Origin of the sequence: Aliirhizobium wenxiniae (genome assembly GCF_014201355.1) — a bacterium.
Classification (GTDB): Bacteria; Pseudomonadota; Alphaproteobacteria; order Rhizobiales; family Rhizobiaceae; genus Neorhizobium; species Neorhizobium wenxiniae.
In genome coordinates this window covers 106,972-120,010 of sequence record NZ_JACHEG010000010.1, presented here as the reverse complement: position 1 = coordinate 120,010, position 13,039 = coordinate 106,972, and the positions used below count along the sequence as shown (strand labels likewise).

General features: G+C 55.5%; 16 protein-coding genes and 1 pseudogene. 8 read left to right on the top strand and 9 right to left on the bottom strand.

Features of this window, described 5'->3' with window-relative positions:
- Window positions 1-4 precede the first annotated feature (4 nt).
- Window positions 5-292 (bottom strand): hypothetical protein, encoded by a 288-nt coding sequence (locus tag HNQ72_RS26790; protein WP_183997073.1) that lies wholly within the window; start codon window positions 290-292, stop codon window positions 5-7.
- A gap of 273 nt (window positions 293-565) precedes the next feature.
- Here HNQ72_RS26790 and HNQ72_RS26785 point away from each other — a divergent pair, with 273 nt between their 5' ends.
- Window positions 566-904 (top strand): helix-turn-helix domain-containing protein, encoded by a 339-nt coding sequence (locus HNQ72_RS26785; protein ID WP_183997071.1) that lies wholly within the window; start codon window positions 566-568, stop codon window positions 902-904.
- Window positions 905-920: 16 nt separating this feature from the next.
- On the opposite strand, the gene HNQ72_RS26780 is transcribed toward HNQ72_RS26785, so the two are convergent.
- From HNQ72_RS26780 to HNQ72_RS26760, 6 genes and pseudogenes are all read right to left on the bottom strand, one after another.
- A complete protein-coding gene (locus HNQ72_RS26780; protein WP_183997244.1) occupies window positions 921-1,454 on the bottom strand; it encodes a hypothetical protein in 534 nt (177 codons plus the stop codon).
- A gap of 135 nt (window positions 1,455-1,589) precedes the next feature.
- Window positions 1,590-1,709, bottom strand: a pseudogene (locus HNQ72_RS30770) (anti-sigma factor family protein); the annotation flags it as partial.
- A gap of 262 nt (window positions 1,710-1,971) precedes the next feature.
- Entirely contained in the window at window positions 1,972-2,286 is a 315-nt protein-coding gene (locus HNQ72_RS26775) for a hypothetical protein (protein WP_183997069.1), read from the bottom strand.
- Complete coding sequence (locus HNQ72_RS26770; RefSeq protein WP_244654587.1) at window positions 2,287-2,817, bottom strand: thermonuclease family protein; 531 nt, start codon at window positions 2,815-2,817, stop codon at window positions 2,287-2,289.
- Between the two features lie 86 nt (window positions 2,818-2,903).
- Window positions 2,904-3,533: a thermonuclease family protein gene (locus tag HNQ72_RS26765; protein WP_183997065.1), complete on the bottom strand. Its 630-nt coding sequence runs from the start codon at window positions 3,531-3,533 to the stop codon at window positions 2,904-2,906.
- A gap of 17 nt (window positions 3,534-3,550) precedes the next feature.
- Window positions 3,551-4,237 (bottom strand): nuclease, encoded by a 687-nt coding sequence (locus HNQ72_RS26760; protein WP_183997063.1) that lies wholly within the window; start codon window positions 4,235-4,237, stop codon window positions 3,551-3,553.
- Between the two features lie 128 nt (window positions 4,238-4,365).
- Between HNQ72_RS26760 and HNQ72_RS26755 the strand changes: the two genes are divergently transcribed.
- The 5 genes from HNQ72_RS26755 (at window position 4,366) to HNQ72_RS26735 (ending at window position 8,335) form a co-directional block, all read left to right on the top strand.
- Window positions 4,366-4,803 carry a hypothetical protein gene (locus tag HNQ72_RS26755; RefSeq protein WP_183997062.1) on the top strand — a complete coding sequence of 146 codons (438 nt, stop codon included), beginning with the start codon at window positions 4,366-4,368 and terminating at the stop codon, window positions 4,801-4,803.
- 36 nt (window positions 4,804-4,839) lie between these two features.
- Window positions 4,840-5,589 carry a ParA family protein gene (locus tag HNQ72_RS26750; protein WP_183997060.1) on the top strand — a complete coding sequence of 250 codons (750 nt, stop codon included), beginning with the start codon at window positions 4,840-4,842 and terminating at the stop codon, window positions 5,587-5,589.
- A gap of 100 nt (window positions 5,590-5,689) precedes the next feature.
- The gene (locus tag HNQ72_RS26745) at window positions 5,690-5,998 is read left to right on the top strand and encodes a hypothetical protein (RefSeq protein WP_244654571.1); all 309 of its coding nucleotides are present in this window, start codon (window positions 5,690-5,692) and stop codon (window positions 5,996-5,998) included.
- A 23-nt stretch (window positions 5,999-6,021) separates the two neighbouring features.
- The gene (locus HNQ72_RS26740; protein ID WP_244654572.1) at window positions 6,022-6,393 is read left to right on the top strand and encodes a hypothetical protein; all 372 of its coding nucleotides are present in this window, start codon (window positions 6,022-6,024) and stop codon (window positions 6,391-6,393) included.
- Complete coding sequence (locus HNQ72_RS26735; protein ID WP_183997054.1) at window positions 6,359-8,335, top strand: relaxase/mobilization nuclease domain-containing protein; 1,977 nt, start codon at window positions 6,359-6,361, stop codon at window positions 8,333-8,335. Before HNQ72_RS26740 ends, HNQ72_RS26735 begins: the two co-directional genes overlap by 35 nt.
- Before the next feature lie 48 nt (window positions 8,336-8,383).
- On the opposite strand, the gene HNQ72_RS26730 is transcribed toward HNQ72_RS26735, so the two are convergent.
- Together HNQ72_RS26730 and HNQ72_RS26725 are read right to left on the bottom strand one after the other, a co-directional pair.
- Entirely contained in the window at window positions 8,384-8,968 is a 585-nt protein-coding gene (locus HNQ72_RS26730) for an HAD family hydrolase (RefSeq protein ID WP_183997052.1), read from the bottom strand.
- Window positions 8,969-9,166: 198 nt separating this feature from the next.
- Window positions 9,167-10,177, bottom strand: coding sequence for a class I SAM-dependent methyltransferase (locus HNQ72_RS26725; protein WP_183997050.1), 1,011 nt, complete (start codon window positions 10,175-10,177; stop codon window positions 9,167-9,169).
- A 224-nt stretch (window positions 10,178-10,401) separates the two neighbouring features.
- On the opposite strand from HNQ72_RS26725, the gene HNQ72_RS26720 reads away from it, so the two are divergent.
- Both HNQ72_RS26720 and HNQ72_RS26715 read left to right on the top strand, forming a co-directional pair.
- The gene (locus tag HNQ72_RS26720; RefSeq protein WP_183997048.1) at window positions 10,402-11,328 is read left to right on the top strand and encodes an AraC family transcriptional regulator; all 927 of its coding nucleotides are present in this window, start codon (window positions 10,402-10,404) and stop codon (window positions 11,326-11,328) included.
- A 100-nt stretch (window positions 11,329-11,428) separates the two neighbouring features.
- The gene (locus HNQ72_RS26715) at window positions 11,429-12,640 is read left to right on the top strand and encodes an MFS transporter (protein WP_183997046.1); all 1,212 of its coding nucleotides are present in this window, start codon (window positions 11,429-11,431) and stop codon (window positions 12,638-12,640) included.
- Window positions 12,641-13,039 lie beyond the last annotated feature (399 nt).

Below are 13,039 nucleotides of genomic sequence, written 5' to 3'. Positions count from 1 at the left end.
ACAGTTAATAGCCGAGGAGCCAAAGGCGATATCCAAGGTATCCCACGCCCGCTGCGCCACCTGCAGATATCGCCATCTCGAGACAAACCAGCAAGCCGCTACGATGCGTTCGGACACTGGCATCTTCGATGAGGGCGGAGAGGAATACGAAAACCGGCACCACCATCGTGTAGCCCAACATCAGCACATCGGAAGTGGCAAACTTCGCGCAGATGAAGACGGCTGTCAGAACGGCAGCGGCGCTGAGCAGGCTTCGGACTCTAATGCGGTATTGGCCCAGGAAATCAGACAACGTAGTTTATTTCCTCTGATTGTGTTTTATTCCCTGCGGCCTCCGGGACAGGGCAAGCAGTGCGGGAATAGAGAAGTTTGGAACCCGGTCCGTCGTGCCGTCCTCTTGCGGGAATATATCACCCCGGTGTAAGAACTCGCCTGAAGTACTCGACTTTGGACGTGTTATGATCCGTGCAATTTTTCGATCTGCAGAAGCGTCCAACCTCCGCCATCTGTGGGCAGCAGCTCAACACCGTTCGGCGATCGCAGATCGTTCGAAAGAGGACTGCCAATGCCGCGTGTGAAGACTCGCGAAGCTGTCGAATCGATCGACCCTTCGATCCTGGACGATCTTTCACTCCCAGATCGGCTTGCCATCGGGATCGATCGCCTGAAGCGCGATCGCGGGGCGCGGGCCAAGGAGCTTGCCGAGCAGCTCGGCGTGACGGAGGCATACATGTCGCAGGTTTTGCGCGGCATGCGTGACGTTAAACTGTCCACTCTCGATAAAATGGCCCGGGAATGGAACGTCACTATCGAGGAGCTGTTAGCAGTCACCGACACCGACCTCCCGCGCGTTGCCGCTTTGCTCGCGCGGCGCAAGAAAACGAAGAGGGACCTCCCGGATTGATACGACATCTGAACGCCTAGTAGTTAAGATTGAACCAGAATCTCTGCTTCACGCCCTGATCGTTGGGTATGTCAACGAAATAGGGATCTGCTCGACGAGGCCGTGGCGTTCCGCTCTGCTGGATACAGCTATTGCTGTCACCGTAAAAAGCATCACTGGAGGAGCCGCGTCTCCATGTGCTCGTGTCTCGACCGCCCAAAGATTGGCACAGGTTGACCGTCTTGATGCATTGGTCCGGCTCTCCTTGCCAGCCATTCTCCCCTTGGGCGCCATATCCGATCGTCGTACCAGCCGGGCACTCGTCGAAGGCTTCATGGCCGGGTTTGTCAGCATTTGCTTCATGGCAGACCGGCCATGAGAAGCCTGGCTTTTTCATCGCCGAGATGAGCCTCGTCATGGGTGGAATGCAATAGCCTACACCATGCCAAGACGGATTTTGGGAGGCCGCGCATAATAGGATCTGGCATCCCCATGACGCCTCCTCTGATTTGGCTGGTGTCGCGATCAGTCCAAGTCCAGAGCCGGCCAGCGCCAAGAAGGCAAAAAGCATCCGGTTCATCCAATGCCTCCATCCTGTATCATTGCACTTCTCCCAGCGACCGCGGATCTTCGCGAACGAAAGCACTCCAGGCTGCCTCGATCCGGAGAATGTTCCAGCGGTTGTGGTGATGATTCCAGTGCAGGTGACCCCACCGGTGACCGCATAACCTAGATCGCCGTCGATCCAGTAGAACGTCTCGATATCGCCGGCAGAGGCCAAGCGGAGGCTTGTGGACTGGTTTTGCGGATTGCGCCCGACGATCAGGCACTGCCTGGCGAGGTTTACATTCCGAAACTTCCATCGTTCGCCCTGATTTCGCGATCGCGGCGGTCGCCTCTTGATCGGTGGGCCTGTCGATGGCTGGGTGATCGGCCACTTCCTTCAAACGCGAGATTTCCAGCGTGAGTCCAGCGACTTGAGCCTCAGTGAGCTGATCATGCACCGCGTAACCTCCGGCCGAACCGAACAAGAATGAGACCGGCGCCACAGCGATCAACCATCCGACGGACGATCTCGTCGACATTATTCAATATCCCTTGATGTCAAGCCGTTTCAGAACGGCGATCGGATCCGTCTCGCACTCTTGCCTCCAGTCCCGATGCTCCACGCATGCATAGGCGTATTGACTGAGATCGGCCGAAGAAAGATCCGCCAATCGGTTGCCAACCGCTTTCCATTCTTGGACTTCTGCTGGGTCGCAAGCAGCGCCTGCGGCACCACAAACGTTCGGGTCGCGTTTTTGGATTTGCGACTGCGTGGCAGCACTTTGCGCGAGGACGATCGCCTCGCTCGATGCGACCAGGAACATCGTGATCGAAAGAACCTTGATTAAGCGAAGCATCTAGCCTCCATGCGCATCGTTGACATCATCGATCTTATTGGCGACCGGCGAGAGGAGGGGCAGACCGGCCAGAGTATCCGGCCGTTCGGAATCCCGCGTTACAGTTTCTCCCAGCGACGCTGAGTAGAGCCAAGGGGTCGGCAGGTCAGGCGAAGACCAAACGCCATAGCCCAATCCACGTGCCTTCCGTTCGATATCGAAATAGGCCGGCACCTGCGGTTCATCGCGATAGTTGAACGCGTATCCGATTCCCTCGGAGATCGCTGTCGCGGCGAGGTTCGTTTCTCCGACGAAGCAATGGGCGATCAGAATCTTGTTGCGATCCCGCCCGATCGGCGCACAGTTTACATCCCGGCCAAGTGTTCTCAGAACCATCCATGCTCGAGATACTTCGCCCGCAGGCCAACAGACACCGTTGCTGTTTGCCGTCTGCCTGATCCGAGGGGCTTCATATCCCGCTAAGCGTACGAGCTGCTTGTTCCTAATGAATTTGAAGGTCGTGCTATCGACAACCTGAACTCTCCCATACATTTGGCGCGGAAGATCGGTCGATCGTGTTTGGGCGACTGAAGGAGAGGGTAAGAGGAGCAGGGCGAATAGAAGTCTGGAAGGAGCCTTCATCGGCGGTTACCTCCCTGCTGCTGCAGGACTGAAACAGGATGGGGTAGGTCGGATGAGGCCCACAGGCCCGCGCGAGCGGACCGGGCGCTATCCTCGGCAATTCTGTAGCCAGGAACGATAAGTTGACCTTGGTCGTTCATCGCCGCAAATCCCCACCCTTGGGCGATAAGGTAGGTTGCGAGATCGTATCTGCGTTCACCGGTTGTGGTCTGGCAAACGACCACGACGTTGTTCTGGTCGATGTCTGTCACTTCTTGGCAGACAGGCTTTGTGTCCCTGATAATCGCCTGGATCATGATAACATTCAGCTCGCCGCAATCGCGAGCCATTCCATTCGCATCCGTGATGAGGGTTCCCCTTAGACAAGCCTGAATACCGTAAAGACGATAGCGACGTCCGCCTGAAACCCAGGCGTCACCTGCCTCGAATTGCGCGCTGGCTGGGAATGGAGTGAAGGCGGTATTAGACATTGTAACTGCCGACGAGGTTGCATCATCCTGCTCTGCCTGACTTCGAATAATCAAAGGAGTGTGGACCAGCGAGGAATGGCCACCGGTTGGTATGATCCGCTCCGACATGTAGAGGCTCACGTACAAGCCGGATGCAAAAATCGTGGAAATAAACATCACGTTTCTCCTCCACATCAGATGGTTAAATGCTGGGAGCGATATCGCTCACCGTATGGGTATTGGACGGATCGGTTCTGCCAAATGCCGGCTTTGGCCCAGCGTGCCCCATCTTCGGTGCGTGCGTAGCTCACAAAAGCGGTGCGACCGTCACCGTCACCGTCCCGCGCCGAAGACGCTATACCTCTGCCGATCATTTTCTCGGTCATCGACTGAACGGTTCCATTTTCCGAAAAAATGTATTCGCTGCCGTGCGCGGCAGTCGTTCCCCGGGTTCGACTGAACTTGTGGCACGGAAACGCACTTCCAGAATGGCGCCCAGCCTTGTTGAGCAGGGAAATCATTGCAGCAGGTGAGACTGTCAAGCACACCGCCCACGTATGGCCGAGTTGGATGCCCGCAGCTGTCTGGCGGGCCTGTGCACAGGCAGTCCTGATAAAAGTTGCATTGGTGGCGAGAGACACGCTCCCGCTCAATACCCCTGCAGCTGTCACGCTCTGAAGATCAACAGCTTTGGCGATCGATGTGGTATCAAGCGAAGACTGAGGCAACAGGATCAAATCGGTTCCTGCAGCATAGGCGCGCTGATCGGCCCCTATGACTTCTTGCACGCTTGCCGCTCGAGTGACGTCGAAGAGCGTGGTCCCCAAACCAGAAAGTACCATTAGAACAGGGCGATATAGCCGCCATGCGTCATGTCTCATGCTCGCATCCGTCAACTATTTGCTGCGACGACAATGCACAAAATTATACTGCAGTGCAAGTCTGGTGAAAGTCAAAAATTCGGTGTAATTTGTGACAATCACTCATATGAATGGAAGGAGGAAGGCGGATGGCGGCATTGAGCACAGCCCTCAAGATCGCAAAGTTTATGATTCGAGCAGTCTGGTTCCTCATTCTGCTTGCATATCTTGCGGTCGTAGCGCCCTTTTTTCTGATGCCGGCATGTTTCATCACCTTTTGGGGCGTCCTGGCATTTTCCTATGCCTTCCTTCCTCCAGAGTGGACTCTGGCGCTCTGGCAATCGGCTTCAGATCTCTATGCTCATTCGCCATTGTTCAAGGCAGCCACGATCATGAGTTTCACGCTGCTTTGCCTGCCCATTCTGGCGGGTTGGCCGGGTTCACCGCCTGTGAAAAGTCAGCGTGAGCTTGATGAAGAGGTGCAAATGTCAGTGATGCTCTCACGTCAACAGAATGAACGACGCGCCAAAGTTAGCGGACCACTCGGTGACCTTCATGAGCCGGCGCCGTCGTATTGGGATTTTTGACCGCGGCACATCACCTACGTCGGATTGAGGAATATCATGGCAGTCAAACCACTCTCATTGGCAATCTCGACCTTCAAGGGAGGAGCGGGAAAGTCTACGCTCAACGTTAATCTCGCAGCTGAGTTCGCACATCAGGGACATCGCACGCTTCTCGTCGATTGCGACGAGCAAGAGTCATCGACACGATGGTACAATGTCTCGATGAAGCGTGGTCTTCTACCGACCGACGGCACATTGCTCCATTTGCGCGTCGCACCCGGCGATCGCTTCCACGAGCGTCTCGCCGAGGGGCCCGAAGCCGACATCCGTATCTATGACGTCGGTGGCTATGTCCATCAGCGGGCGATCGAGGTCTATCATGAATGCGACGCTGTCCTAATCCCGATCATTCCCGAACCGACCGCGGCGACATCGGCCATAAAGGTCGCAACGATCCTGACGGAGATCTCGAAGAAACGAGCAGCGGGACCAATCCCCTTTGCCGCGATCTGGAACTATGTCGACATGATTGCGCTGAAGCATAACCGTTCACTTCCGGAGGTACATGCAATTCTGAGCAGTGGTAAGATCCGCATAGTTGAAACCGTCGTCCGCAAAAGGAACCATTTCAGTGACGTCGGTGCCGGCTTCGGTTCCCTTTATTCCAAATTGGCCACCATAGAAAACAATCCTGCTCTGGCTCCATCCGCCAAGCGCCGCGCCTCCGAAAGTGTTCTCGATGCTATCGATCTGGTGAAGCGGATCAATAACGAGTTCATAGGTCTGCTCCAGACGGAGGCGGCCTAGCTCCATGTCACGAGAACGGACGCCAGCAGGAAACATCCTTGCGCTATCGCGGACCAGAGACGAACAGACGAAAGCAGATGATGACGCTGCGACCTCCTACATGCCGACCAATATCGACCTCGATACGTGGTTGCCCGATCAACAAAGCCCAGGGGAGCGTCCTGCTGATATTGAGAAGCTCGCGACGGCTGACATCGCCGCGAACAGAGCGCGTCATCGCCGTGAGGAAGCGGTGACCAAAACGTCAACGGAGACGATCAGAGACGTTGCCAGAAGAAAGCGAATTTCTCTCTATCTAGAAGACGAGGTCCTGACGAAAATTTTCCAGGTGTCGCTTGAGCAGCATGAGCAACTATCTGCGGCAACCCATCGGCTCATCTTGGAAGCCTTGAGGGCGCGGGGGCTTTGAGACTGATGCGAGAACCGGCCATCATGTTCCGTTTGCCCGGACCCGTTCTCGGCAATCTCGATCGGCTCGCAAAGCGGCTCGATGTGTCCAGCAACATCGTCGCGAAGTTAATCGTGACACGCGAGGTCACGCGGATCCCGGCGATGCTTGAGGAGCACGACCGGCAGCTCGCGAACATGCATCAATTCCTGCGCGAGCTTGCGTTCCGAAACGAAGATCTTCTGCTGGACGGCGACGGGTTCGCAGCGAGTGAAGCGATCATGGAGGGATTACGGGAGGTGATGGCCGCCCTGGATGCAATTCGAGTGGCGGGCTTCGTCCGCCCATCGAGCTTTATCGCCGATCTTATCAGGAAGCATGATGAACGACCGATCCAACAGCCGCTCGACGTCTAGGTCAACTGAGCGCAGACTGCCGAGCTATTTCGATCTGATTGACGAAGAGAACCGTCGGCGTGGTGGTGGCGGTGCGAACAAAGGGTCGCGCGCGGCGGGTAGGCAGCCGACGATAGTGAAATATGCGGGCGCTGCATCGGCGTTCAGCCGCGCAACCGGCAATAATGCCGTCGTCGTGAAGGTGTTGTCCTACGGGGCAGGGGCGAGGTCTGCAAAGAGTATCCTCGCCTACCAGAGCAAGGAAGAGAAAGCCCGCGATCAGGATGGGCAGGAGGTCACCGACATCGACGCAGCGGTGCGGTCATGGGAGCGGGAGTTTGGCAACCGGAAGGGAAGCGTTGATGTACTGCGCCTTACCTACGAACTGGCGGTTAAGGATCGAGAAAAAGTCAAAGACGTTCTTCGGTCGCTTGCCGATGACGGATTCTACCGGGAGGGTGACACGGATCGTACCTATGCGTTCAGTGTGAGCGACGGAGTTAAGGGACAGACACGGTTACAGTTCGTGCTGGTCGTCGCGCATGAGAAGAGCGACAGGTCGGATCGTAGCCAGGTCAACAGGATTGCCGCTAATATCGATAACGTGCAGGTGATCGACCATCGGCTGGAGATGGCCATGCGGAGCGCAGGGATCGCTCCAATTTCGCGCTACCCGGCCGATTTTTCGTCTGGGCCGAGAGGCTTCACCGCCGCGCTTCATGCCATGCGGCGCAAGGATGCAGAGGTAACGGTCTCAACGAAAACCGAGATGGTCGAGAGACCGGGAAAAAGCGGACGTTACGAGCGGGGTAAAGACCGTCGAGAATTGACTGCAACTGATCACCGGGAATTGACGAAGCACGGTCAGTTGGTGGGATCGCTTCTGCAGACACGTCAGCCGCGAGATTTTATGCATCTACTCTTATCAGGGCCGGCAAATGTCGATCGCGACAGCTTTGTCCTTGCGGGCCGCGATTTTCTGCGCGAGCAGTTCGCCGGCCACCGCTACGCCTATGCTGTCCACAACCGCACTGACATGCAAAAGCACCCGCATCTGCATGTCATCGTTGCACTGCGCAACGCTGGCGGACGCACACTCAATCCGAACATACGCGACTTCACGGAATGGCGGGTTCACTTTGCCGAAAAGGCACGTGATCGGGGGATGCCGATTGATAGGCAGAAACGGATCGAACGTGCTGCTCCGCCTCCTGTCAAGCGGTGGGAATGGGAGATGTTTCAGCGCATGGGGGCGACAGCTCCAGCTAGTGTGGTCGACAAAGTGGTCTCGAAAATATGGGATAGGCCGACTGAACCGCGTCGGCATGAGGCGAAACGAAGGGTTGACCAAACACGCCACTCCATAGGGCGTATCATTGAAATGCTCGATGGCCTCGGGCGAAACAGGAGCGCTCCGAGTACAGTTCGAGAGCTGAGCCAGGATCTAGCGGTCGGGCTAAGGCGTGAACACCAACGGCTTGAAACCGCTATTCACCAGGGGAGAGATCCCGCTAAAGAGAAAGGACAAGACAACATGCTGCGTTCTACACCGATCAGTGCGGCGCAGGCAAAAGCCGCAAAACAGACATTGGCCACTACAGCGTTGAATGTTGCTGCGAAGATCTCCGACCCTTCAGACCGTCTGATCTTTGAGCAGGCGACGAAAATCATCGGCAAGGTTGTCGGCCTTCAGCTCGATTCTCGGGTCGTGAAAAACCACGACCGCAGTGCTCCTCGTCAATCAGGAACCCTTAACACGAAGTCGTCTGGTGGGCGCGATCATGTTTCTGAGCTTGGTAATGTCAACAAAAGTTCGAGCGATCGGTCGGCGGATGCGTCGCGGATCGCACGTTCGAATGCAATGGATCAAGATCACGACCGGTCGCCTCACAATGACCGGAATAAAGCGAAATCAGTCAAGTTGCGTCCCCCTCGGGACAGAGGCAACGAGCGCAGCCGTTGACGAGAAGGTATCTCCCAGGCTGTTCCGTCGTAGGTGGTAACGACGGATCTAAAGACCTAAGGACACTTTGACCGCACTGTCCATTCGTTGGATTTCGAGCAGGTCTGCGGTTCCGTCTGCCCGCGGCGATAGGGCTGAAAACTTTACTGTCGTCACGCCAGCCGGACTCGCCGCTATTGTGCGAGCGGAAGAATTGGTTACGAGGATAACCTGCTCTCTTTCAATCCCGTACCATTCGATTGCGCGCAGGAGCATGAAGGAGCTGCGTGCATCATCTCGAGCCTCGCGAGCGTTTGGGCTGCATGTCGGTTTTGAGAACGGCATTGCCATCCAGAAATCCGGCTCTGCGTTATCGACCCGTAAGATGGTATCGATCAAGTCCATCAAAGCCAATGCGGCGACCCGCCCACCACTGTTGGCATCCATACCCCTATCATTTGAAAGAAAGCCGAAACGGATTCCTTGGGTCCTGAAGTGTCTCAACATCACGATCAGAGGACGATTGAGGTCATTTACGGCCAGATCTTTGGATAGGCGCTTCGTTTTAAGGAGGATGCCGTCCCGCTCAAACACAACAAGACCACGTGATCCAAGCTTCCTAAACCTCACAATGTCTTCAGCTCTGTATGTCATTTTCAAAACTCGGCCTCTAGAAATTTAAAAATATAGTCCCGCTCGCTAACCTACCCCGGCATCTCGAATTTACAGCTCTGGATGGGTAGGTAGGGATGAGTTCATCTCGCCGATGCAATATGACGGATGGCACAAGGATGCCCCGAGCTGTCTTCAAGCGTCTGTAACCAGACCCAGATCTTGGTTCACGGCTGTCTGTCAGGCAACCTCGACCAGTGTCTGCTGCCGTTGGAGCCAGCTCACAAGGTCGCAGTAGGGCCTGGGCTCGTAGACATATTCGACCGGTATTGCGGGTTGGACCATTGTTGAAAGGTACCGCCCAAGATTGGCAGCATCGTTACTGGCAGCGAGACCATAGAAATTGCCGCTGTTCCAAGTTACGACACAATGCTTGAAATGCGGGCTGACTGCATCCGCCATCTCGGCAAGCGTTACCTCGCAAGCATGCATGGTGTTGAGGACGAGTTCGGTTTTTCTGGCGATCTCATCTGTTCCGAAGTAGTTCGACTTAAACCCGAGATTTTTCTGTTCTTCTCGGCTCTGATAGGCATTTTCGTCGTTGCTTCGGAATTTCTCAACGGACAGAAAAATGCCGTTCGGTTTGAGATGTTGTTTAACAAAGCCGATCTGATCCCGGCGATTGGGTGAGTACATCTGGAAAGTTGTGTCCTCCAGGATGACGTCGAAGCCGACAGCGAAACGCTCAAGCCTATTCTGCGAATGCAGGTGCTCCTTGGTTAACCGGTGAAAAGGGCCAACGAAAAAGCTTGCTCCGAGCGGCTCGCCGAACGCCATGAAGCATTTGTAGTTCTCTTCGTTTGGGCTGCAAGCAAGCGACTGGACCTTCCCATCGCTGAGTTCCGATACAACCCTTGCCATTGTCCCTTCCGCGGTCCCGAGGCTGTAGAAAAACATCTCGCTGGGGATTGTCTGGCTATAGCGGAGCAGGGCATGTCCCATCCGGCACTCCTCTTCGAGCCGGTAAGGAATACTTGCGTGGTAGTGCTGGTCGAAATTTCCTTGCCGACGAACGTGAAGATCGATGAACTGATGGAGAAGGGTATCGTCTGGCAAAAGCCGCCTGTCGGCGATTGGTGGCCTGATTGGCATTCCGCTCCTTCCCGCGGCAGTTTCCATGAAGAAGCGTGCCAACTCGTTCAGCCTGGGGCTGTCATCACATTCTCGTAGAAAGTCGTCTGAAGCGTGCATCGTAAATCACCTGACTAACTGGCGTTGCGGTGCCACGCTGACGTTGGCTCTTCCCTTAGTTTGTTAAGCGGATGCGGAGCCTGTCCGAATGTCAGCGTGATACCCGAGGGTATGACTGCCACCTTGTCAGCGCTTTCATCCAACTGCCGTTTTGTCACAAAAGTGCCATCATCGCCCAACCTGCGGTTAAAGGTCCATTGCGTGCCAACTCCTGATGGGGTTTCATGTCGTTGACATATAAGAGTATTTTCATAGAGGCTTTTCAGAGTTTGTCTGAGACGGATGATTTTCAGCCGGATGAAGTGCGTCGTTCCGATCGCCGAACGCTCGTCCACCACCATATGGACTGGGGGCCTGTCAAAGCCGATTTGGTAAAACGAACCGGGTTATCACGCCAGGAAACAAGGCTCGCACCAAAACACCATGCCTTCCTAATCAATCTACATGGTGAGGCGCGGACCGGCGAGGACTTTATCGAGGGCAAGCGGATCACATTCACTCCACGGCATCGGGGGTCCATTGTATTTGTCCCGGCTCGAAGTGAATGGAGCGGGTGGGACGAAGGTGATCGGACCGGTTCCTATCTGCTTGTTACCATCGACAGTACCTTCATAGCGCGATCTTTGGGATGTGAGCATTTGAGCGGATTGAAGCCGATTGTCGGGTTTCGGGACGCGACAATCGAGGCATCACTTCAAAGAATTGGCGCTGAACTTCTCAGCCCCGACGATGTCAGCATCCTCATGGTGAAAAGCCAGGCGATCCAGCTGTTTGTTCGGCTTGTTCGAATGCACCTTCTTGACCTCGGGCCGGCGCGAGGTGGTCTGTCGGCTTTTGATCTAAAGCGAGTGGTCGCGATCATGGAGGCAAGGTTTGCAGATCCGCTCGGCCTGGAGGAGTTGGCAAAGGAGATCGGGTTAAGTGAACGACACTTCTTCCGAGCCTTCAAGCAATCGACGGGTAAGACGCCGCACTCCTATCTTGTCGCACAAAGGGTTGAGCACGCCGCCGATCTCTTGCGGAATACGGAAATGTCCGCCACCGACATTGCATTCGAAAGCGGCTTTAGCAGCTCCAGTCATCTTACGAGAAGCTTTAAGAAAGCGTTCGGGACCGGCCCACTCGACTATCGTCGCTACTGGCGGCAATGACGTTTTTTTGGCACTTCTGTGCTAATGTGGCGGAATATTGAAAGCGGCGGTGATGGTCGTTTGGTACGGGGACGAACAACCGTAGTTTCAAGCGTCGCCAATGGCACCCTTCGCGAACATTCATACCCGTTTAAGCCGTGGCCTCGGCTCTCGCGGTTTCAACTGGTTTCTCGCCAGCACCTTCGTCTCGTCATTGGGACGCAACGGCTATGCCATCGCCTGTGCCTGGATACTTGTCGCTTCTGGTGATGGCAGTGCCACAGTTGCTGCGTTCTTTGCGACTGTCAGCCTGACCGAATTGTTGGTTAGTCCTGGGGCAGGTTGGATATCTGATCGCTTTGATCGCCGTCGCGTATTCATCGTCGCGGATTGTGTGCGATGCCTGGCGGCGGCGATAATGGCCTTAACAAGCTCCGCATGGTTGATTTGCTGGTCTGCGGTACTGTTTTCCTGCTGTGATCGCATCGCATTGACGACGTCGCAGGCGATGATTCCGATGGTTGGAAAACATCTTGCACCCAGTACGTCAAACTCCGTGACATTCTTCTCCATGCAGGTAGGAGGGCTTGTCGCTGCAATACTTGTGGGAGTCTTGCTGCACATCACCTCCGCCGCCATGGTGTTCATTGTAATATCGGCTGCATTCGCGCTGTCTGTGGGCTCTATCTGGGCCGCTGTCGCTGATGGTGGTTCGTCTACGCCGGCAAGAACGCAAGATCGAGTGAAGTTGCCAATGGATCTCCGCCTGATCCATCTGGGTGCCGTTTACGCCATTCTCTATGGCGGGGGGCTTTTGGTCAGCACCATGGGGCCCGGCTTCGTTTTTGATGAGCTGTCGGGCGATGTGCTCGACTTCGGTGCGCTCGAAAGCGCGTGGTCGGCCGGCTCTATTATCGGCGCTATTCTCCTCATCCCTCTTGCTCGTTTTGCACAACAGGGTTTCCTTCTCATCGCCATTCTGTTCTTTACAGCTCTCCTGTTCGCCTCTGTCAAACTGTCGATACTACCATGGTCGCTTCTGATTTTTGCAGCGCTTGGTGTGGTCTACAATTTTGGCAGGGTGGCGGTCGAAGTTATCCTGCAGACGATTGCCCCACATGGTGCGCTGGGGCGTGCGAAGGGCCTCTTCCACTGTTCCGGTGTATCGGTCGGTCTGATCATCTTCGGGTTCGTCTCGCTGAGCGGCGATCGATTTGCGCCCTCGACCGTATTCCTGATGTTCTCCGCGGTTGTGTCGATCATGGCGATCATTCTCGTGGTTTTCCGCTCGCAGCATGATGGCCGTGGGGACCAACCCGGCTCTGTCGAATGACAACGACCTTATCTAAGTTCCTGCTAAATCGAGTTATTTCCCTTGCCCCCTTGTCATAAAACACTGGCGGTAAGGGCTGCTATGGGCTAATTTAACTTTTGAGGCAGTACGTGCTGCCTTGGGGTGTGGAAACCCCTCCGAGCGACTGATGCTGGTCGGTTCAGCATCAAACTCCGTGACCTTTCGGGTCGGGGAGCCTGTGGCGTATGTCCAGGTTCCTCGGAACTAAAGGCTACAGGACTGTCTCGGACGGTTTCCAACTCCCCGATCATTCGGAGGTTTAGTGAGTCTATCGCGGGGACGCACCGCGAATAACTCTCTTGGCCGGGGAGTGCAGAATGCAGCACAGGAAAATCCCGCAGACAGAAAGGCAGCCGGATCCGGCGCGCCGAGAAGGGC